We start from the raw sequence: 21,303 nt of genomic DNA, 5'->3' as shown, positions 1-21,303 counted from the left end.
TGGTATACTCCGCCGCCTTGACTTTCGTCGTCGCGCTTTAGCGCCGTTTAATAATGAGGAAAATAAATGAGCACACCTGAATTTGCCACTGCGGAGAATAACCAGGAACTGGCACAGGAAGTAAACTGCCTGAAAGCGCTGCTAACGCTGATGCTGCAGGCGATGGGCCAGGCTGATGCTGGTCGTGTGATCATTAAAATGGAAAAACAAATCGCGCAGATGGAAGACCAGGCGGAATCGGCCGTATTTGCTAACACCGTTAAGCAAATCAAACAAGCGTACCGCCAGTAACAAAAAACGGCTGGATGCAGTGCATTCAGCCGTCCACTCGTCTGTCACGCAGAACGTACTCTCTAATCAGATCAGCCCTGTAGCCGCCGCGTAACAGGCAATCTGCGTCTTGTTTGGCGCATTAAATTTTTTCTGCATATTCTTCTGATGGAAGTTAACCGTATTCTCTGAAATAGAGAGAATGATCGCTATTTCCGCAGACGTCTTCCCTTCCGCAGTCCATTTCAGAATTTCTCGTTCGCGTTTGCTGAATTTCATCTCAGGCGGCATAACCATCTCATCTTCAAAACGCAACAGCGCGGTTAATGCCATTTGCACCAGCATCTGCAGCCGCAGCTCTATTTCCTCGCTGGAAAACGGTTCTTCCTGTGCGCTAGTACGGGAAACCGAAAGGAAGCCGAGCGCATGATTAGGCAGCATCAGACACTGGGTTATTCCCGAACGTAAACCGAAGCCCTGCGCGCTGCTCCATAATTCCTGAGCATCCGCAAATAATTCGTCCGTCCAGGGTAAATGCCCCTGAATGAAATTCTCGGGCTTGAGCACCGGATCGATGGTGAAATAGTTCTCTGACTGATATTGCGCCTGCCACTGTTGTGGATAAGTGGTATGCACAGCAATTTTAGGCCGCGTAAACGGCACCGGATGGCGCACACAGAGTGCGTAATAATCGAATTCCAGCGCCTGAGTTTGTCGCTGAAGTTCATGATATACCTCGGCGGCACAGGTCAATTCCTGAAACCGGAGGGAGCAATCCCGTCGCCAGGTGAAAAAGTCTGAATCCTTCATACTTACTAAAAGAAGCCTCTGAAAAGATAATCATTATTATGGTGAATATAACCTAACACATAAAACTTATTTTCAACTACAAAATATCGGCAATAGCACAATTAACTGTGCTATGGATAAGGTTTATTCTGTTCGGGTGGAATAAAAGAACATCGTTTAAGGCGAAGAGCGAGAATAATTTGCTCCAGAAGAACTTTCTGGAGCAAATTAGTGCAAAAATGCTACTGCATGAGGAATTTTTCCAGGAACTGACGCGTTCGCGGCTGCTGAGGGTTAGCAAATAAGCTTTTCGCCGGTCCCTGCTCCACAATCCGCCCCTGGTCCATAAAGATGGCTCTGTCCGCCACGTCGCGCGCAAAGCTCATTTCATGGGTCACGATGACCATGGTGCGTTTTTCCTGCGCCAGCTGGCGGATGGTATTCAGCACCTCTCCCACCAGCTCGGGATCGAGCGCGGAGGTCGGTTCATCAAACAGGATCACGTCAGGACGCATCGCCAGCGCCCGCGCGATGGCCACGCGCTGCTGCTGCCCGCCCGACAGGCGGCGCGGGTAGCTGGTCTCTTTCCCTGCCAGCCCAACTTTAGCGAGCAGTTCACGCGCGCGAGCCGTCGCTTCCTCTTTCGGCTCACCCTTTACGATGACCGGCCCTTCAATAATATTTTCCAGCACCGTGCGGTGCGGGAAAAGATTGAAGCTCTGGAACACAAAGCCAACATGCTGACGCAGGCGGCGAATCAATCCTTTCTGCTGGCTGATGGATTTACCGGTATCAATCGTTATCTCCCCAACCCGAATGGTGCCCCCTTCCGGCTGTTCAAGCAGGTTGATACTGCGCAGCAGCGTGGTTTTCCCCGACCCGCTCGGGCCAATAATCGCCACGACTTCGCCCTGCTCGACTTCGAGGTCGATCCCGTGGAGCACCGTTTGCCCGTGGAATTTTTTCACCAGGTTTTTAACGTCGATAGCACTCATTTTGGATCACGCTCCTGGCGGTTAAGCTGGTTTTCAAAGTAGTTTTGCAGCGCGGACAACACCGTCGCCATCACCCAGTAAATCAGCGAGGCGGCCAGATACATGGTGAAAACTTCAAGGGTGCGCGAGGTAATGAGCTGCGCCTGACGGAACAGCTCCGGCACCTGAATGGTTGCCGCCAGGGAGGTATCTTTCACCAGGCTGATGAAGCTGTTGCTCAGCGGCGGCAGCGCCACCCGCGCCGCCTGCGGCAGAATGGCGCGACGCAGCGTCTGCCACGGCGTCATCCCGATACTGGCCGCCGCTTCCCACTGGCCTTTATCAATCGACGAGATCGCCGCGCGCAGGGTTTCGGAGGTATAGGCCGCCGTGTTAAGCGACAGGCCAATCATCGCCGCCGGGATCGGATCCAGCTCGATGCCGAACTGCGGTAAGCCGTAGTAGATCATAAAGAGCTGAGCGATAAGCGGCGTACCGCGAAACACGGAGATATAAAAGCGCGCCAGCCAGCGTACCGGCAGAATGGGCGACATGCGCATTAAGGCCAGTACAAATCCCAGCACCAGCCCGAAGAACATCCCGCCGATACTCAGCTGTAACGTAAATACCGCACCTTTCAGCAGGAACGGCAGAGAATCAATAACCAGTTGAATACTTTCTTGCATTATTATTTTTCGACCTGATTTTTAGACATGAGGATGATAAGCAAACAGCGCGGGCGCCCCGCCGGTGTGCACAAATAAAATCGGCCCTTCATCCTTAAAGCGTTTCTGCGCAATGCCATCGATAAGGCCGGCCATCGCTTTACCCGTATAGACCGGATCGAGCAATATACCCTCAAGGCGCGCCAGCAGCTTAACGGCTTCCATGCCCTCTTCATTAGGCGTGCCGTAACCCGGCGCAAAATAGTCATCCCAGAGCAGGATCCCGGCCCTGGCCTTCAGCTCCAGTTGCTCTGCCACCGCCTGTTGCAGAGCCACTACTTTTGGCTTCTGGTCCGCGACGCTGCGGGACACCGTTACGCCAATCAGCTCGACCTCCGGCAGCAGCTGTTCCAGCCCCACCGCCAGCCCTGCATGGGTGCCCGCGCTTCCGGAGGCAACCACCACAGACGAGAGGCTCACCGCCCCTTCGCACTGCTGGGCGATTTCCAGCGCGCTTTCCACATAGCCCAGCGCGCCCAGCGCATTCGAACCGCCGACGGGAATAACGTAGGGACGGAAACCCTGCGCTTCCAGCCGCGTGGCCAGATCGTCGAGCTGTGCGGTCGGGTCGGTCAACGCATCAACCATCTCCACCTGCACGTTAAACAGATCCAGCAGCAGACGGTTCCCGTTGGACAGATAGTTTTCCGCCCGCGTGCCAATCGGGTTTTCCAGCAGGGCCACGCAGTGAAGTCCGAGCTTTGCCGCCACGGCCGCCGTCTGACGAACGTGGTTGGACTGAATGGCCCCGGCGGTGATCAGCGTATCCGCGCCTTCGCGCAGCGCGTCAGCCGCCAGAAACTCCAGCTTGCGCAGCTTATTGCCGCCCATCGCCATCGGCGTCACGTCATCGCGCTTAATGAAAATATCGCGTCCCAGATAATCAGAAAATCGCGGCAGGTACTCGAGCGGCGTCGGCGCGCCGATAAACTCCAGACGGGGAAAGCGCGTTAAATTCTGTAGTGACATGGATTCTCCGGTAACTCAGACAAAATGTGATATTTTTCATTATGCACGCAGACGCGTAAGAAATAAAAAAGGCGCTTTTAAAAGCGCCTTTTTTTCACGTCACCAACTTACTTAGTGACGTCCGCCCCGAACCACTTCTCAGACAGCGCCTTCAGGCTGCCGTCTTTCTGCATGTCAGCGATCGCGGAGTCAATGGCTTTCACCAGATCCTCATTGCCTTTACGGACGGCCACGCCGGATTCCTGACGAGAGAACGCATCACCCGCTACCGCGAGGGTATTGTTGGTTTTCTTCACCAGATCCAGCGCCGCCAGACGGTCAACCAGAATGGCGTCGATACGGCCTACGCGCAGATCCTGGTATTTCGTCGGGTCATCATCATAGGTGCGGATATCCACGCCCTGAACGTTCTGGCGCAGCCACTCTTCGTAGTTGGTTCCCAGACCGACGCCGACTTTTTTACCTTTCAGATCGGCAGCCGTTTTGATGGAGCCTTCGTTACCTTTCTTCACCAGCGCCTGGATACCGGACACGGTGTACGGCGTGGAGAAGTCATACTTCTTCTTACGCTCGTCAGAAATGGTCACCTGGTTAATCACCACGTCAATACGTTTTGAATCCAGCGAGGCCAGCATACCGTCCCATTTGGTCGGTTTCAGGGAGGCTTTAACGCCGAGGTGTTTTGCCAGTTCTTCTGCAAATTCCACTTCAAAACCGGTCAGCTTGCCGTCATCACCCTGGAAGCTGAACGGAGGATAGGTTCCTTCCAGCCCGACCAGCAGCGTACCGCGCTCTTTTACTTTATTCAGCAGGTTTTCTGCGGCGAACGTTTTTACGCTCATGCCCGCAACCAGCGCGACGGCCATAACTCCCATCAGCGCCTGACGACCCAGAAGTGCAAATTTCATAAATACCCCGATATAGTGGAATTTTTACGTAGTGTAGAGAAATCGCCTGCAACGTCAAAGGCGACTGCGCTACATCTTATTCTTTTTTAATATATATCAGAAGTTGTTCCGGCGAGCGCTTTCTGCTTCACGGAACCCGGCATTTGTACCTTATATTGCGCATACTTGCGTAGCGCAATACGGTAGTTGTTGGTGCTGGTTGCAGGCAGCCACGGTTCCAGATTTTCATCCAGATAACCGGTCTTGAGCAGATCGCGAGAGATATTGTTAACGGTCAGATGCTGCCCAAGGCGGCGCAGGCGAACCACATATTCGCGCACGGTGCCGTGGCTCATCTCCGTTTGTTCAAACAGGAATTGTTTGAAGCCGATGATATCGAAGAAGTCGCTTTGCTCTTTGCAGTGGAGATCGCCACAGAAACGGCAAAGCGCCACCCACTCTTTTTGCTCTTCGAGCCACGCGGCTTCATCCATTAACGTGTCGAGGCGAGAGATTGCGATTTTATTCACGATCTCGCCGCGGCGAACCAGCGTGATACGATCGAGTAATTTGTTACAGTGGGCGCAATGCGTCTGGCTGTGTTTAAAGTCTTTCAGGTAGCGGCTTAAAGGCCGTCTTTTAGATTGCTGCACCGTCATGATAACTCCTGGTTGTCAATACGTTGTGCGGCATTTTTCGGGTGATTGGATCACCTATAACTTACCCAGCTTGGTTCGTAAGCGTTTAATGGCCTGGCTGTGCAGCTGGCTAACCCGCGACTCCCCCACCTCCAGAACCGCGCCAATCTCTTTGAGATTAAGCTCTTCCTGGTAATAAAGGGTCAACACCAGCTGTTCGCGCTCAGGCAGAGCTTCAATCGCTTCCATTACGCGCTGGCGTAAATTCCCTTCCATTAAATGGTGTAACGGGTTTTCCTGCTGGTGCTCGTCCGTCACCAGCTCGATGCTATCGCCATGCTCTTCGCGCCACTCGTCATAGGAGAAGAGTTGGCTATTATTGGTATCGAGCAACATCTGACGATACTCTTCAACAGCAATGCCAAGACGTTCCGCCACTTCGGTTTCCGTTGCGTTGCGTCCCAGTTCCTGTTCCAGCTGCCCCATCGCATGCGCCACTTCGCGCGCGTTGCGGCGAACGCTGCGCGGCACCCAGTCGCGGCTGCGCAGCTCGTCCAGCATCGCACCACGAATACGCTGAACTGCGTAAGTCGTAAATGCCGTTCCTTGCAGAGCGTCGTATCGGTCAACTGCATTCAATAACCCGATACCGCCCGCCTGTAGCAGATCGTCAAGTTCCACGCTCGCCGGCAAGCGCACCTGGAGGCGCAATGCTTCGTGACGCACCAGCGGGACATAACGCTGCCACAGCGAGTGTTTATCCATTACACCTTCAGCGGTATAGAGTGAATTCACGATAAACAGCCCTGCGTTAGTTGAGTTATCGGCATGATTATCCGATTCTGCAGGGCGTTCAATTGGATGAAAAAGGGGGATAAAGTGAGGTTATTCTGAGGTTGCCCGCAGGAGGGGCAACTTTTCTGGCTAAATTAACAGTTGCAGCAATGAGATATCGTCGCCCAATTTGACGCTATCTATATGTTGATGAAAGAGCTTTCCTGCTTCCTGGTTATGCTGGCTCAGGGAGTGGAAGCTGTAAATAACGTCAATAATATTGTCTTGTTCAATTTTCCCCGCCGCGATGGCCTGACCGGCAAGCAGCGATTTAAGGAAATAGAACTCCGCAACGATTAAATAGAGATTATTCAACATGCTGCGGCCATTGCTCTGCGGGAAGCCCTGCTCCCAGAGCTTGTATTTAAAAAAGTTCTTAAACAGGTGATCGTTTTCCGTCAGGTAACCGCCCGCCACATCGCGCCAGACGGACTCGATGTTTTCCATGACCTTTTCTGCCGAAACGGTGTCATCGACAGATTCAAACTGTTTATAAAGCTGGTCAAAATAACGGTTTAATACGGCGCCGCCGCGGGCCGTCGCTTTCTTCGTAAAGTAGCTTTGGATGAGCGAGATTAACGCGAATTTCAGGCTGTAGTTCTGATTAAACCCGCCTAACTCCGTCTTGATTTTACCGCTCACCAGCTCGTTCACCAGCGAAAAATAAACCGTTTCGAGCGTGCTGATATTCTCTTCCAGGTTTTCGAGCTTTTCAGCCACCATGAGGAATTTCACCACGGCATAAACTTGTTCTTCAACGCTCACTGCCTCAACGCTAAATAGGTTCTGGCAGAAGAGATTGATGACCTTAATCTTCAAATCCATCGCTGGCGCATTATTCACGTCCTGCTGAAGGCTGATGGATTCCATCATCGACATCGACGCCCGATCGTTTAGCAGCAGACGAGTCACTTCCGGGCACGAGAGATTAAGTGATTTTTCAATTTCATTTTTATAGACCCGGTTTGTCCGCGGGAACGTCGAACAGGTTGGGCTTAACGCCTGGGCACCCATGGCGCTATGAATAGAACAGAGCTTTTCCGTATCCATAAACGGGCAATTTTTACTTTCCGTATGGAAAATCACTTCGCCCCAGTTGCCATACTGTTTTTTTGTGACTTTTATCGCCGTTTTCGCCGTGTGACGAATGGCGGCATTTTTACTGTTCAGATAGCGATTAACGGAGGATTTATCAAACGCGATGGTCCAGCCCTGACAACAATGTTCACGGCATTCCCCACCGACACAGGAAAAATCTGCGACCAGTTTAGGCTGGGTAATAACGATCTGTTTCACGGGCGGATCCTCAAAATTCAGAGACAAAAAAACCCCGCCGAAGCGGGGCTTGATGCGTAAAATTAACGCAGCAGAGACAGAACGGTCTGTGGAACCTGGTTTGCCTGAGCCAGAACAGAAGTACCAGCCTGCTGCAGGATCTGCGCGCGGGACATGTTGGAAACTTCAGTTGCGTAGTCAGCGTCCTGGATACGGGACTGAGCAGCAGACAGGTTGTTAGAGGTGTTGTTCAGGTTGTTGATTGCAGAAGTGAAGCGGTTCTGCACAGCACCCAGACCGGAACGAGCGGTATCAACTTTAGCGATAGCATCGTCGATAGTTTTCAATTCAGTACCAGCCAGGTTTTTCAGGTCGATAGCTGCAACACCCAGAGTAGCCGTGTCTGCTTTAGCAGTAGTCAGATCCAGGTTGATAGTGTCACCATCGTTTACGCCAACCTGAATTTTAACCACACCAGCAGTACCTGCAGTGCCGTCAAGCAGTTTGATGCCGTTGAAGTCAGTTTTGCTGGCAACGCGGCCGATTTCATCCAGACGAGCTTTAACTTCGTCCTGCAGAGAGGCCAGGTCAGTCGGGCTATTAGTACCGTTTGTTGCCTGAACAGCCAGTTCACGAATGCGCTGCAGGTTGCTGTTGATTTCGTTCAGGGAACCTTCAGCAGTCTGCGCCATGGAGATACCGTCGTTGGCGTTACGCGCTGCCTGATTCATACCTTTGATCTGGGAGGTCATGCGGTTTGCAATCGCCTGGCCAGCGGCATCGTCTTTCGCGCTGTTGATACGCAGACCTGAAGACAGACGCTCAATAGCAGTGCCCAGAGAAGACTGAGATTTGTTCAGGTTGTTCTGAGTAGTCAGGGACAACAGGTTAGTATTGATAACTGCCATAATTTTCTTTCCTTCAAAAATTGGGTTTTAGGTCCGGTGCCTAACACTCACAGCGTCTCTCACCGTCAACAAGGTTATCGACGGGTCCCGAAAAGACTTTAGAATCAATTTCGAAAAAATTACAACTCCATGATTATTAATGATTTTAATTTAAAAAATCAATTAAGGTTCGTCATAAGGTTATTATTTACGGCTTTTTATTACGCGGAATATGCCAAAAAAGGCACACACTTATCTGTGTTATTGGCGCACTAAAAATCGTCCCTAAGCGCAATCGTTTCATTTAACGCGCCAGGACATGCCTATTCTTTGGATTATTTTTTTCTCACCATCGTAAACTTTTACTATTCGAGGCCGATAAGAGTCCTGAACTACTTTCGTATTTAAGGAAAATATGCATGGCTACTATCAGTAACCTCGGGATAGGTTCTGCAGGACTCGGGGAATTATATAATCAGTTGGACGCAGCAGAACGAACCAAGCTGACGACGATTACTACCCAGCAATCAACGTATAACGCACAGTTAAGCGCGTACGGCAAGCTGCAGAGTGCCATGACCTCGCTGCAGACTGCGACCGCTGCGCTGGGTAAAGCGACCACATGGAACTCAACCGCCGTAAGCAGCACCAACACGGCCTTTACGGCAACCACGACCGCAGACGCATCCGTCGGCTCTTATGTGGTTAACGTCAACCAGGTGGCAAAAGCACAGGCGCTCACGACGGGTTCGTATGCCACCAACACGGAACTGCTGGGCGATACGACCGGCACGACGCGTAAAATTACGATTACCCAGCCGGGGACAAAAACGCCTTTAGAGGTGAACCTGGCCGATGGCGATACGTCGCTTGCCGGGATCGCGAGCGCGATTAATAAAGCGAACGGCAACGTCACCGCCAGCGTCATCAAGGCGAAAGACGGCGATTACCGCCTGATGCTCTCCTCGAAAACCACCGGTACGGATGGCGAGATGACCATCAGCGTCACCGGGGACGACAAGCTGCAAAGCGTAATCGGCTACGACTCAACCGCCAAAACCGGCGCGCTGGCGGTAAATACCGCGGCCCAGAACGCGATTGTCGTTGTGAACGACATCAAGATTGAGCGTCAATCGAACACCATCTCTGATGCGCTGCCGGGGATGACCTTCACCGTGAAGGCCGAAAGTAAAGCGGATGAAATGCTGGAAGTGACGCGCGCCACGGATGCAAACCAAAAAGCCGTAACGGACTGGGTAACCGCGTATAACTCGCTGCAGTCCACCATTAACAGCCTGACCAAATATGTCGCGGTCGACGCGGGTGCAGGCGGTCAGTCCACCAGCAACGGCGCGCTGGTGGGTGATGCAAACGTGCGCGGGATCCAGTCCCAGCTGCGCGGTCTGCTGACCGAAGTTCAGGCCGGCTCCGTTCAGATCATGGCTCAGCTGGGGATTACCCAGGATCCAGTCAAAGGCGCAGACGGTACGGTCGGTAACCTCAAAGTGGATACCGATAAGCTGAAAAAAGCGCTGACCGACAACCCGACCGCCGTACAGCAGTACTTTATCGGTGACGGAAAGAAAACCGGTCTGGCGACCCAGATGAACAACACGCTGACCACCATGCTCAGCACCAGCACCGGCAGCGCGGGCGTGATCCAGAATGCGAAAGACGGTATCAACAAAACGCTGAAAACCCTGGGCGAACGTTACGATTCTATGGAAGCCACTATTGATGCCACCATGGCGCGTTACAAAGCGCAGTTCACCAGCCTGGACGTATTAGTCACCAAAATGACCAGTACGGCCAACTACCTGACCCAACAGTTCTCACAAAAATAGTCGTAGCCTTCAGGAGTGGATATGTATAAGACCTCTGGTGTTCAATCCTATCAGCAGATAGGAGTAGAAAGCGCAGTTATGAATGCCAGTCCACACCAGCTGATTGTCATGTTGTTCGACGGGGCGCATAGCGCCCTCGTCCGCGCGCGTTTGTTCATGGAAGCCGGACAAATTCGTGAAAAAGGCGAAGCGTTATCGAAAGCCATTAACATCATCGACAACGGTTTAAAAGCAGGACTGAACATGGAGGTTGAGAGCGAGCTGTCCAGCAATCTTGCCTCCTTGTACGAATATATGGTTCGACGTTTATTACTGGCGAACGTCAGTAATGACGTAGACGCAATTGTTGAAGTCGAGGGTTTATTAAACAACATTGCGGATGCGTGGAAGCAAATCGGCCCCAATGCGTCCTCTATTTCAGGATAATTTTGATGAATAATCCCAGCGCAGCGCTTAGCCACTGGCAGGCGTTACATGCTCAGAGCATTGCTATGCTAAATCTCGCACATTCTGGTCAATGGGATGCGCTTATTGAGCAGGAAATGCATTACGTTCAACTGGTGGAAAGGATTTCGCAAACGCCCATCATGTCATGCCCACCGGCTCAGGTTGAGCAAGCGCGTGCGCTGCTGGAGATGATTCTCGACAATGAGAATACGTTAAAGGCGCTGCTGAAAGTGCGGATGGACGAACTGCGTAATCTCATCGATCAGACCGGCAAACAGCAATCCATCACCTCTACCTATGGAAAGCTGTCAGGGAATATTCTTTATCCAGAAAGTGTTACCCGCGACACACAATTATGATTTCTTCATCCATACTCCAGAAGTCTGCCATATGGCTTCTGGAGCACGGACGATGAAAAACCCCACCCTGTTACAATGCTTTCACTGGTATTACCCCGCTGGCGGTGAATTGTGGCGAGAAGTCACGGCGTTAGCCCCCAATCTTAATGAAATCGGCATCAACATGATCTGGCTGCCGCCCGCGTATAAAGGGGCTTCCGGCGGGTTTTCGGTTGGCTATGACTCTTACGATCTGTTTGACCTCGGCGAGTTTGATCAGAAAGGCAGCATCGCCACGAAATATGGCGACAAAGCGCAGCTGCTGGAGGCTATCGACGCCCTCAAAAGCAACGACATTGCCGTACTGCTGGACGTGGTGGTTAACCACAAAATGGGGGCTGATGAGAAAGAGCCCGTCCGCGTTCAGCGCGTGAACGAGCAGGATCGCACGCAAATCAATGATGAGATCGTAGAGTGTGAAGCGTGGACACGCTACACCTTCCCTGCCCGCGCCGGGCAATATTCGCAGTTCATCTGGGATTACAAATGCTTCAGCGGTGTCGACCATATTGAAAACCCGGATGAAGACGGGATCTTTAAAATCGTCAACGACTACACCGGCGAAGGCTGGAACGACCAGGTTGATGATGAGATGGGTAACTTCGATTACCTGATGGGCGAAAACATCGACTTTCGCAATCACGCCGTCACCGAGGAAATAAAATACTGGGCCCGCTGGGTCATGGAACAGACGCGCTGCGACGGTTTTCGTCTGGACGCCGTCAAGCATATTCCCGCCTGGTTTTACAAAGAGTGGATTGAGCACGTTCAGGAAGTCGCCGAACAGCCGTTGTTTATCGTGGCGGAATACTGGTCCCACGAGGTGGACAAACTGCAGGCCTATATTGACCAGGTCGAGGGCAAAACCATGCTGTTTGATGCCCCGCTGCAGATGAAATTCCACGAGGCGTCACGCCAGGGTCGGGATTACGACATGAGCCAGATCTTCACCGGCACGCTGGTGGAGGCCGACCCGTTCCATGCGGTCACTCTCGTCGCTAACCATGACACGCAGCCTCTGCAGGCGCTGGAAGCGCCGGTCGAAGCCTGGTTTAAACCGCTGGCGTACGCGCTGATCCTGCTGCGGGAAAACGGCGTGCCAAGCGTTTTCTACCCGGATCTGTTCGGCGCAAGCTATGACGATACGGGAGGCGACGGTGAGACCTATCACATCGACATGCCGGTAATTGAGCAGCTTCACGAGCTTATTCTCGCCCGCCAGCGCTTTGCCCACGGCGTGCAGACGCTGTTTTTTGACCATCCAAACTGCATCGCCTTCAGCCGCAGCGGAACGGAGGACGATCCCGGCTGCGTGGTGGTGATGTCGAACGGCGACGACGGCGAGAAGGTGATTTGCCTGGGGGAAAACTACGGCAACAAAACGTGGCGGGATTTCCTCGGCAATCGTGAAGAAACGGTGACCACCGCGGCGGATGGCGAAGGTACCTTTACCTGTAAAGGGGGAAGCGTAAGCGTGTGGGTGATTGAGGATGCGTTGTAGTAATGGAAAAGGTGCGGCCTGGTCCCCTCACCCCGTCCCTCTCCCAAAGGGCTGAGGGATCCTCACAAATTAATGCGAGCAGTGAACAATCCCCTCGCCCCTTTGGGGAGAGGGTTAGGGTGAGGGGCACATACGGCGGTAGTGGTCATTCCGTTCACTTTACGTTCCTTGCTACTCTGTTACGACAGGACCAGTGAACGTGCCAGGGCGGCTCAATCGCCACCCCCCTGGCAACCCGGGCTCCCGGCGGTAAATCGCCGCTTCGCGGTGCCCTCGGCTTATTCCTTTCGGCTTATCGGGGACGGGCGGAGGTAACGTCCATGTAAAGCCCGCCCTCTCGGCGCATCCATGCGCCTCGCCCCGGCCTGCAGGAAACGCCTCAGCGATTTACAGCCGGACCAGGGCGTCGCTGCAAGCAATTCATTTTCCTGAAGCAACGCTCATCGCTTCGGGTAGAGAAATTACCAGGGATTCCTCAGCCCAAAGGGAGAGGGTGCAAACACCAAAAACGGCAACGAGGTTGCCGTTTTGCGTTTACCCTTAGGGCAGCTTACTCTCCAGCGGGTTTTTGCTCAGGTAATCAGCACATTCCACCGTTGGGCGGTCAACCTTTTGCAACTCCATCCCGTCATACTCAAGCGTAGCGCCGTCGCGATCCATCTGATAGATATCCAGCTTGCGCGTGACGTTGTAATAGCTCTCTGAGCGCAGCATGATCTTACCCGGCACGGCAATCACGCGCTGCCATTGGCGGCAGTCCAGCGTATCGCCCTCTTCCGTCACCACCAGCGTGGCAATCGCTTCAGGGCTGACCAGACTGCTCTGCGGCCCTTTCGACTGCCAGTATCCCGCCAGGTGTGCCGGGACGGGATGCTTGATCACGTCATTATAGTTATCTACCTGAACGCACCCGGTCAGTGCCAGCAGCGCGCCAGCAATTGCTATTTTTTTCATCATCTTTCCTGCATTCGAAGAAAAAAATATTGTGGCATTAAAGCGCTGACGCTGCCAGCGAAGATCGAGGGGGCTTAAATATAAGAAGGACAGGCTTACTGAAATCTGACAGAACCCCGTTTAAACGGGGTTCTGTATGACAGCATGTTGGAAATTAATACAGACTCGATATAAACGCGCTTACAGGTTCTGGTAACAGATCCTGTGGGTGATCGCCACCGAAGGTAGCCCACTTGCTTTTGCCATTGATAATTGTTGATGCAACACGACTATTGGATTCACTATTATATACAGTGATTTTCACTTCAATCTTGTCTGGAATGCCGGACCACTCAGTTGCACGATCTTCCCAGTGCAATATCTGTGGGACCACATAATAACCGCGGCTAATTGTATGGCGGCTTTCGAGACAGGCAAGATCATCACAGTCGGCAAAAACAGTCACATTATCTGAATGTCGCAAAAATGCAGCTTTTGCAGCGTCTGCCGTAGCTTTGCCAGACCCCGAATAAGTGTGTGTTTCATATACCCCGTCAGTTGGCTGAGAGATAGCAACTGGGGCATCTTTTAACAGGGGCTCTGTACGCTCCTGAATATTATTTGTGCTGTATTTAGCGGAACAACCTGCCAGTAAAATTGCAGAAAAAAACAGAAACAAACTTTTCACTTTTCTATCCCTGTAAAATAAAGGAGTTACATTTTATCAGGCCGGTCCAGGTGAAACATATGTTTGCATCATGAAGACGTGACAAAACTGGTGAAATGCGTCGGGGAGGCACAGTTCTGGAAGGCGAAATTGACCATACGAGATGCCTGTCCAGAACGAAATGTAATTAGCTTTGCCCCGCCCATGTCCCATAACATGTTTGGGAGCAACTATTAACTATAAATTTCATCAAGTTAGATTACCTAAACCTGCATCCCCATCACTTCCTGATAAGCCGACACCAGCTTATTACGCACCTGGATCCCCATCTGGATAGAAACCGAGGCTTTTTGCAAATCGGTCATCACATCATTCAGCGCCACGCCCGGCTCGCCGAGGGTGAACTTCTCCGCCTGCGTACGCGCAGCGGTCTGGGTATCGCTGATACGGTCAAGAGCGGCGTGCAGTTGCCCCGCAAAGCTGATGGTCGGCTGTTGTTCTGCCACATTCTGATTACGGGCCGTCATCGCCGTTGCCTGCAACTGACTGATTACCCCTTCAATGCCCTGTATAGCCATGACTCTCCCCTGGATGGTTTTTTACGCGGTCAAGACTAACAGCTTGTCAATAAGATAATGGCGGTAAATAGCGTGAAAAAACCAGGTTATTTGACGCATAGAAAATCCGGAATCGTCAAATAATGGCAGGGCCATCAATATGGAACTTTTGTCGTGTTTGCCGACCCGGGAGTCAGTTTTGTTTCTCTACACGAATAACGTAAACCACCAGGATTTAAGAGGTGCGCAATGAGTGCAACAGCATCGACAGCGCCACAAAATAAATCACTTGAGTGGATGAACCGCCTTCGCGCGAATCCTAAAATCCCGTTGATCGTGGCAGGCGCTGCCGCAATTGCGATCCTTGTAGCGATGGTTTTATGGGCGAAAAGCCCTGATTACCGCACGCTCTACAGCAACCTTTCCGATCAGGATGGCGGCGCCATCGTCACCCAGCTTACCCAGATGAACATCCCGTATCGCTTTGCCGATAATGGCGGTGCGCTGGAGGTACCGGCGGATAAGGTGCACGAGCTGCGTCTGCGTCTGGCACAGCAGGGCCTGCCAAAGGGCGGCGCGGTCGGCTTTGAGCTGCTGGACCAGGAAAAGTTCGGCATCAGCCAGTTCAGCGAGCAGGTTAACTACCAGCGTGCGCTGGAAGGCGAGCTGGCCCGCACCATTGAAACGTTAGGCCCGGTGAAGAGTGCCCGCGTGCACCTGGCGATGCCTAAACCCTCTTTATTCGTTCGTGAACAGAAATCCCCTTCGGCTTCCGTTACCGTGAACCTCGAACCTGGCCGCGCGCTGGACGAAGGGCAAATCAGCGCGGTGACGCATCTCGTCTCCAGCGCCGTCGCCGGCCTGCCGCCGGGTAACGTGACGCTGGTGGACCAAAGCGGACACCTGCTGACCCAATCCAATACCGCCGGGCGTGACCTGAACGACGCGCAGCTGAAATACGCCGCCGACGTGGAAAGCCGTCTTCAGCGCCGTATCGAAGCGATCCTCGGCCCGGTGGTGGGCAACAGCAACGTTCACGCCCAGGTGACCGCGCAGATTGACTTCTCTAATAAAGAACAAACCGAAGAGCAATACAGCCCGAACGGCGATGCGGCTCAGGCGGTAATGCGCTCACGCCAGATCAACTCCAGCGAACAGGTCGGCGGGGCCTACCCTGGCGGGGTGCCGGGCGCGCTCTCTAACCAGCCTGCTCCGGCTAACGCGGCGCCGATTTCCACGCCGCCGGCCAATCAGCAGAACGGTCAGCAAAACAATCAGCAGACCACCTCAACGACCAGTAACGCCGGTCCGCGCTCCAGCAGCCGTAACGAAACCACGAACTATGAAGTGGACCGGACCATTCGCCACACTAAGCTGAACGTGGGCGATATTCAGCGTCTTTCCGTTGCGGTGGTGGTGAACTACAAAACCCTGCCGGACGGCAAACCGTTGCCGTTAACCGCCGAGCAGATGAAGCAGATTGAAAACCTGACCCGCGAAGCGATGGGCTACTCCGAGAAGCGCGGCGATACCCTCAACGTGGTCAACTCGCCGTTCAACGCGGTTGAAGAGACCGGCGGCGAGCTGCCGTTCTGGCAACAGCAGGCGTTTATCGACCAGCTGATGTCCGCAGGACGCTGGCTGCTGGTGCTGATTGTCGCGTGGCTGCTGTGGCGTAAGGGCGTTCGTCCGCAGCTTCAGCGCCGTGCTGAAGCCGAAAAAGCGGCTCGCGAGCAGATGAGCGCGCGTCAGGAAGTGGAAGAAGCGGTTGAAGTACGCCTCAGTAAAGATGAACAGATGCAGCAGCGTCGTGCTAACCAGCGCATGGGCGCAGAGGTAATGAGCCAGCGCATTCGCGAAATGTCAGATAACGATCCGCGCGTCGTGGCGCTGGTCATCCGCCAGTGGATGGGTAACGAACATGAGTAATACGCTTACGGGCACCGATAAAAGCGTCATCCTGCTGATGACCATTGGCGAAGACCGCGCGGCAGAGGTGTTCAAGCACCTCTCCCAGCGCGAAGTGCAAATTCTCAGCGCGGCCATGGCCAACGTGCGTCAGATCTCCAACAAGCAGCTGACCGAAGTGCTGTCGGAATTTGAGCAGGAAGCCGAACAGTTTGCGGCGCTCAACGTCAACGCCAACGACTACCTGCGCTCCGTGCTGGTCAAGGCGCTGGGCGAAGAGCGCGCGGCCAGCCTGCTGGAAGATATTCTGGAAACGCGCGATACCGCCAGCGGGATCGAAACGCTCAACTTTATGGAGCCGCAGAGTGCCGCCGACCTTATTCGCGACGAGCACCCGCAGATTATCGCCACCATCCTGGTTCACCTCAAACGTGGCCAGGCGGCGGATATTCTGGCCCTGTTCGAGGAGCGTCTGCGTCACGACGTGATGCTGCGTATCGCGACCTTCGGCGGCGTCCAGCCGGCCGCGCTGGCGGAGCTGACCGAAGTGCTGAACAACCTTCTCGACGGTCAGAACCTCAAGCGCAGCAAAATGGGCGGCGTGAGAACGGCGGCGGAGATCATCAACCTGATGAAAACGCAGCAGGAAGAGGCAGTCATTACGGCGGTTCGCGAATTCGACGGCGAGCTGGCGCAGAAAATCATCGACGAGATGTTCCTGTTCGAAAACCTGGTCGAAGTGGACGACCGCAGCATCCAGCGCCTGCTCCAGGAAGTGGACTCCGAGTCGCTGCTTATCGCCCTCAAGGGCGCCGAGCAGCCGCTGCGCGAGAAGTTCCTGCGCAACATGTCCCAGCGTGCGGCGGATATCCTGCGCGACGACCTTGCCAACCGCGGCCCGGTGCGTCTGTCTCAGGTGGAAAACGAGCAGAAAGCGATCCTGCTTATTGTTCGTCGTCTGGCGGAAACCGGCGAGATGGTGATTGGCAGCGGAGACGACACCTATGTCTAACGAGCTGTCGTGGAAGCGCTGGACGCCGGACGATCTGGCCCCTCCCCTTTCAGAGTTCACCCCGGCCGTAGTAGCGGCCGAGGAGCTTGACCCGGAAGCCGAACAGCCCGAGCTGAGCGAAGAGGAGCAGCAGGCGCAGATGCTGGCGCAGCTGCAAATGCAGGCGCACGAGCAGGGCTATAACGCCGGTCTGAACGAGGGCCGCCAGAAGGGTCACGATCTCGGGTATCAGGAAGGTCTGGCGAAAGGGCTGGAGCACGGCATCGATCAGGCGCGCCAGCAGCAGGCGCCGATCCATGCCCGCATGCAGCAGCTGGTCAGCGAATTTCAGCACACGCTGGACGCGCTGGACAGCGTGATTGCCTCGCGCCTGATGCAGATGGCGCTGGAGGCGGCGCGTCAGGTTATCGGCCAGACGCCGGTGGTGGATAACACCGCGCTGATCAAACAAATTCAGGGTCTGCTTCAGCAGGAGCCGCTGTTCAGCGGCAAACCGCAGCTGCGCGTCCACCCGGACGATCTGCAGCGCGTTGAAGAGAGCCTGGGCGCAACGCTTAGCCTGCACGGCTGGCGTCTGCGCGGCGACCCGTCGTTACACCACGGCGGATGCAAAGTCTCTGCCGATGAAGGCGATCTGGACGCCAGCGTCGCCACCCGCTGGCAGGAACTGTGCCGCCTGGCGGCACCGGGAGTCGTCTGATGACCGCGCGCCTCACCCGCTGGCTCACCACGCTCGACAACTTTGAAACGAAGATGGCGCAACTGCCGTCCGTTCGTCGTTATGGGCGTCTGACGCGCGCCACCGGTCTGGTACTGGAGGCCACCGGCCTGCAGCTTCCGCTGGGGGCAACCTGCGTCATTGAGCGTCAGGATGGGCAGGAAACGCGTGAAGTGGAAAGCGAAGTGGTCGGGTTTAACGGCCAGCGCCTGTTCCTGATGCCGCTTGAAGAGGTGGAAGGCATTCTGCCCGGCGCGCGCGTCTACGCGAAAAACATCAGCGGCGACGGGCTGCAAAGCGGGAAACAGCTGCCGCTTGGCCCTGCCCTGCTCGGCCGCGTTCTGGACGGTAGCGGGAAGCCGCTCGACGGGCTGCCCGCGCCGGACACCACCGAAACCGGCGCGCTGATCACCCAGCCGTTCAACCCCCTGCAGCGTACCCCTATTGAGCACGTGCTGGATACCGGCGTGCGCCCGATCAACGCCCTGCTCACCGTGGGGCGCGGGCAGCGCATGGGCCTGTTCGCCGGGTCAGGCGTGGGGAAATCCGTCCTGCTCGGCATGATGGCGCGCTATACCCAGGCCGACGTGATCGTCGTGGGGCTTATCGGCGAGCGTGGTCGCGAAGTAAAAGACTTTATTGAAAACATTCTGGGTGCGGAAGGCCGCGCCCGCTCGGTGGTTATCGCCGCGCCGGCGGACGTTTCGCCGCTGCTGCGTATGCAGGGTGCCGCCTACGCCACCCGTATCGCCGAAGATTTTCGTGACCGCGGCAAGCACGTGCTGCTGATCATGGATTCCCTCACCCGCTACGCGATGGCGCAGCGTGAAATCGCGCTGGCTATCGGCGAGCCGCCGGCCACCAAAGGCTACCCGCCTTCGGTCTTCGCCAAACTTCCGGCGCTGGTCGAGCGTGCGGGGAACGGCATCAGCGGCGGCGGCTCTATCACAGCCTTCTATACGGTACTGACCGAGGGCGACGACCAGCAGGACCCGATTGCCGACTCCGCACGCGCGATCCTTGACGGCCATATCGTGCTGTCGCGCCGCCTGGCCGAAGCCGGACACTACCCGGCGATTGATATTGAAGCGTCCATCAGCCGCGCAATGACGGCGCTGATAACCGAGAAGCACTACGCCCGCGTGCGTAACTTTAAACAACTGCTTTCCAGCTTCCAGCGCAACCGCGATCTGGTCAGCGTGGGGGCGTATGCCAAAGGCAGCGACCCGATGCTCGACAAGGCGATTAGCCTGTGGCCGCAGCTGGAGGCATTTTTACAACAGGGCATTTTTGAGCGTGCCGACTGGGAAGATTCAATCCAGGCGCTGGAGCTGATTTTCCCGCAGGTGTAACACAGGTGGAGGGCGAAGGTCATGGCGCAAAACAGCGCGTTATCAACGCTGAAAGATCTGGCTGAGAAAGAAGTTGATGATGCCGCATTGCAGCTTGGCGCAATGCGACGCGGGTGCCAGCAGGCTGAAGAACAGTTGAAGATGTTAATCGACTATCAGCATGAATATCGCACCAACCTCAATACCGATATGACGCAGGGCATTGGCAGCCAGCGCTGGATTAACTATCAGCAGTTTATCCAGACGCTCGAGAAGGCGATAGAGCAGCACCGCCAGCAGCTCAGCCAGTGGACCCAAAAAGTCGATACCGCGCTGAATTTCTGGCGCGAAAAAAAACAGCGGCTGCAGGCCTGGCAGACCTTACAGGACCGGCAGATTGCAGCCTCAACCCTGGCGGAAAACCGCCTGGATCAGAAAAAAATGGATGAGTTTGCCCAGCGCGCATCAATGAGGAAACCGGAATGATCACACTGCAACAACTGCTGATGAGCGACAGCGACCTGTCAGGCGGGATGCAAACAGGGAAAGGCACCGAGGGTGCACAGGACTTTCTCTCCCTGCTGGCGGGCGCCCTGACGGACGCAACGGGCAAGGGCAACGATGCGCCGCTCACCCTGGCAGACCTGAAAGCCGCCGGCAGCAAGCTGTCGAAAGTCGCGCAGGAGGCCAAAGGCGATACCGCTCTGCAGGCCAAAATTGCCGACCTGCTCGCGCGTCAGCCTGCGCTGAATGGCGTTGAAACGTCGGAGTCCGCGCCCCTTGAAACCCTGGTTTCCGGGCTGGTGCCGCTGTCAAAGGGCGACGCGCTGAAGACGCTCACCGCGGCCAGCGGCAAAGATGACGGTAAAACCGAGCTGAGCGAAGAAGAGCTGGCCGGATTAAGCGCGCTGATGGCGATGCTGCCGCACCAGCAGACTACCGCCTCTCGTGCGGCTGGCAGCGACGGCGTTTCCGCAACCTCGACGCTGAGTTCAGCAACGCTTTCGCAAAACGGTGCGGGACAGCCGTACCTGAACGCGCCTGCGGGAAGCCATGATAAAGCGCAGCTTTCTGCGTCCTATCAGAGCCAGGCGAAGAACAACGGCCCGGATCTCGCCGCCAACGCGCCTGCCACACCGGTCGTGGCCGCAGCCGCAGAGAAGCAGGAGTTCGCCAGTTCTTCCTCGTCCTCTTCGCCGACCGCTACCCTGGCACCGATTATGTCCAGCCATGCGGCCAGCCAGCCTGCCGCCACCGTTGCCACCGCGCCGGTGTTAAGCCAGCCTCTGGGCACCCACGAATGGCAGCAGTCCCTGAGCCAGCACATCACCCTGTTCACTAAGCAGGGCCAGCAGACGGCGGAGCTGCGCCTGCACCCGGAAGATCTGGGCCAGGTACAAATCTCGCTGAAGCTGGACGATAACCAGGCACAGCTGCAGATGGTCTCAGCGCACAGCCACGTGCGCGCGGCGCTGGAAGCCGCGCTGCCGGTCCTGCGGACCTCGCTGGCGGAAAACGGCATTCAGCTTTCTCAGAGCAGCGTTAGCAGCGAGAGCTTTGCCGGGCAGCAGCAGTCTTCATCCCAGCAGCACCATGCCTCGCGTTCCGGCCAGCACGGCGGTTTTAATGAAGAGAGCGATGAGCTCCTGCCGACCCCCGCCGCCCTGCAATCCGCGGCGCGCGGTAACGGCGCCGTAGACATCTTCGCCTAAACGCCAGAGGTAGCGTGATTATCCCCG

23 protein-coding genes are annotated in these 21,303 nt (G+C 55.2%); 11 read left to right on the top strand and 12 right to left on the bottom strand.

Translation table 11 applies throughout. From position 1 onward, the window contains the following. Positions 1–66 precede the first annotated feature (66 nt). Complete coding sequence (locus UTO39_RS00520; protein WP_014832453.1) at positions 67–291, top strand: DUF2594 family protein; 225 nt, start codon at positions 67–69, stop codon at positions 289–291. Positions 292–357: 66 nt separating this feature from the next. Here UTO39_RS00520 and sdiA read toward each other — a convergent pair whose 3' ends face one another. The 9 genes from sdiA to UTO39_RS00475 all read right to left on the bottom strand — a co-directional run bounded on the left by sdiA (position 358) and on the right by UTO39_RS00475 (position 8,269). After that, positions 358–1,080, bottom strand: coding sequence for a transcriptional regulator SdiA (gene sdiA / locus UTO39_RS00515; RefSeq protein WP_320726182.1), 723 nt, complete (start codon positions 1,078–1,080; stop codon positions 358–360). Between the two features lie 221 nt (positions 1,081–1,301). Continuing rightward, positions 1,302–2,054: an L-cystine ABC transporter ATP-binding protein TcyN gene (tcyN, locus tag UTO39_RS00510; protein WP_041909387.1), complete on the bottom strand. Its 753-nt coding sequence runs from the start codon at positions 2,052–2,054 to the stop codon at positions 1,302–1,304. Next, positions 2,051–2,719, bottom strand: a complete 669-nt coding sequence (gene tcyL / locus UTO39_RS00505) for a cystine ABC transporter permease (RefSeq protein ID WP_028013677.1) — start codon at positions 2,717–2,719, stop codon at positions 2,051–2,053. Before tcyL ends, tcyN begins: the two co-directional genes overlap by 4 nt. A 21-nt stretch (positions 2,720–2,740) precedes the next feature. Beyond that, the gene (gene dcyD, locus UTO39_RS00500) at positions 2,741–3,727 is read right to left on the bottom strand and encodes a D-cysteine desulfhydrase (RefSeq protein WP_320726181.1); all 987 of its coding nucleotides are present in this window, start codon (positions 3,725–3,727) and stop codon (positions 2,741–2,743) included. Between the two features lie 107 nt (positions 3,728–3,834). Then, positions 3,835–4,635 (bottom strand): cystine ABC transporter substrate-binding protein, encoded by an 801-nt coding sequence (gene tcyJ / locus UTO39_RS00495; protein WP_047652374.1) that lies wholly within the window; start codon positions 4,633–4,635, stop codon positions 3,835–3,837. An 86-nt stretch (positions 4,636–4,721) separates the two neighbouring features. After that, positions 4,722–5,273 (bottom strand): flagella biosynthesis regulatory protein FliZ, encoded by a 552-nt coding sequence (gene fliZ, locus UTO39_RS00490; protein ID WP_061097767.1) that lies wholly within the window; start codon positions 5,271–5,273, stop codon positions 4,722–4,724. A 54-nt stretch (positions 5,274–5,327) separates the two neighbouring features. Then, complete coding sequence (locus UTO39_RS00485) at positions 5,328–6,047, bottom strand: RNA polymerase sigma factor FliA (protein ID WP_014170714.1); 720 nt, start codon at positions 6,045–6,047, stop codon at positions 5,328–5,330. A 129-nt stretch (positions 6,048–6,176) separates the two neighbouring features. Continuing rightward, positions 6,177–7,382: a flagellin lysine-N-methylase gene (gene fliB / locus UTO39_RS00480; RefSeq protein WP_320726180.1), complete on the bottom strand. Its 1,206-nt coding sequence runs from the start codon at positions 7,380–7,382 to the stop codon at positions 6,177–6,179. A gap of 62 nt (positions 7,383–7,444) precedes the next feature. Beyond that, complete coding sequence (locus UTO39_RS00475) at positions 7,445–8,269, bottom strand: flagellin (protein WP_151412571.1); 825 nt, start codon at positions 8,267–8,269, stop codon at positions 7,445–7,447. A gap of 398 nt (positions 8,270–8,667) precedes the next feature. Between UTO39_RS00475 and fliD the strand changes: the two genes are divergently transcribed. The 4 genes from fliD to amyA are packed head-to-tail and all read left to right on the top strand — an operon-like array spanning position 8,668 to position 12,438. Then, positions 8,668–10,092 (top strand): flagellar filament capping protein FliD, encoded by a 1,425-nt coding sequence (gene fliD / locus UTO39_RS00470; RefSeq protein ID WP_320726179.1) that lies wholly within the window; start codon positions 8,668–8,670, stop codon positions 10,090–10,092. A gap of 21 nt (positions 10,093–10,113) precedes the next feature. Then, positions 10,114–10,518, top strand: a complete 405-nt coding sequence (gene fliS, locus UTO39_RS00465; protein ID WP_045260346.1) for a flagellar export chaperone FliS — start codon at positions 10,114–10,116, stop codon at positions 10,516–10,518. 5 nt (positions 10,519–10,523) lie between these two features. Beyond that, positions 10,524–10,898, top strand: coding sequence for a flagella biosynthesis regulatory protein FliT (gene fliT, locus UTO39_RS00460; protein WP_045260347.1), 375 nt, complete (start codon positions 10,524–10,526; stop codon positions 10,896–10,898). A 52-nt stretch (positions 10,899–10,950) separates the two neighbouring features. Then, complete coding sequence (amyA, locus tag UTO39_RS00455) at positions 10,951–12,438, top strand: alpha-amylase (RefSeq protein ID WP_320726178.1); 1,488 nt, start codon at positions 10,951–10,953, stop codon at positions 12,436–12,438. Positions 12,439–12,978: 540 nt separating this feature from the next. Here the strand turns inward: amyA and yedD are convergent. The 3 genes from yedD to fliE all read right to left on the bottom strand — a co-directional run bounded on the left by yedD (position 12,979) and on the right by fliE (position 14,616). Next, positions 12,979–13,392, bottom strand: a complete 414-nt coding sequence (gene yedD, locus UTO39_RS00450; protein WP_320726177.1) for a lipoprotein YedD — start codon at positions 13,390–13,392, stop codon at positions 12,979–12,981. Between the two features lie 154 nt (positions 13,393–13,546). Further along, on the bottom strand, positions 13,547–14,059 hold the full coding sequence (locus tag UTO39_RS00445; protein ID WP_320726176.1) for a DUF4823 domain-containing protein: 513 nt from the start codon (positions 14,057–14,059) through the stop codon (positions 13,547–13,549). Between the two features lie 242 nt (positions 14,060–14,301). Continuing rightward, complete coding sequence (fliE, locus tag UTO39_RS00440; protein ID WP_028013699.1) at positions 14,302–14,616, bottom strand: flagellar hook-basal body complex protein FliE; 315 nt, start codon at positions 14,614–14,616, stop codon at positions 14,302–14,304. A 228-nt stretch (positions 14,617–14,844) separates the two neighbouring features. On the opposite strand from fliE, the gene fliF reads away from it, so the two are divergent. From fliF to fliK, 6 genes are read left to right on the top strand one after another with little or no spacing between them, the layout of a single operon-like run. Continuing rightward, positions 14,845–16,524 carry a flagellar basal-body MS-ring/collar protein FliF gene (fliF, locus tag UTO39_RS00435; protein ID WP_151412564.1) on the top strand — a complete coding sequence of 560 codons (1,680 nt, stop codon included), beginning with the start codon at positions 14,845–14,847 and terminating at the stop codon, positions 16,522–16,524. Further along, entirely contained in the window at positions 16,517–17,515 is a 999-nt protein-coding gene (fliG, locus tag UTO39_RS00430) for a flagellar motor switch protein FliG (RefSeq protein WP_008500327.1), read from the top strand. Before fliF ends, fliG begins: the two co-directional genes overlap by 8 nt. Further along, entirely contained in the window at positions 17,508–18,215 is a 708-nt protein-coding gene (gene fliH / locus UTO39_RS00425) for a flagellar assembly protein FliH (protein ID WP_061097759.1), read from the top strand. Before fliG ends, fliH begins: the two co-directional genes overlap by 8 nt. Continuing rightward, entirely contained in the window at positions 18,215–19,585 is a 1,371-nt protein-coding gene (fliI, locus tag UTO39_RS00420; protein ID WP_023330814.1) for a flagellar protein export ATPase FliI, read from the top strand. Before fliH ends, fliI begins: the two co-directional genes overlap by 1 nt. Before the next feature lie 21 nt (positions 19,586–19,606). Continuing rightward, a complete protein-coding gene (gene fliJ, locus UTO39_RS00415) occupies positions 19,607–20,050 on the top strand; it encodes a flagellar export protein FliJ (RefSeq protein ID WP_045631642.1) in 444 nt (147 codons plus the stop codon). After that, complete coding sequence (gene fliK, locus UTO39_RS00410; RefSeq protein WP_151412563.1) at positions 20,047–21,276, top strand: flagellar hook length control protein FliK; 1,230 nt, start codon at positions 20,047–20,049, stop codon at positions 21,274–21,276. The genes fliJ and fliK overlap by 4 nt, the downstream gene beginning before the upstream one ends. The last annotated feature ends 27 nt before the right edge of the window (positions 21,277–21,303 follow it).

This window comes from Enterobacter sp. 118C5 (assembly GCF_034107645.1).
Taxonomy (GTDB): Bacteria; Pseudomonadota; Gammaproteobacteria; order Enterobacterales; family Enterobacteriaceae; genus Enterobacter; species Enterobacter nematophilus.
The sequence above is the reverse complement of the archived record's forward strand: the minus strand, read 5'-3'. Positions and strand labels throughout refer to the sequence as shown.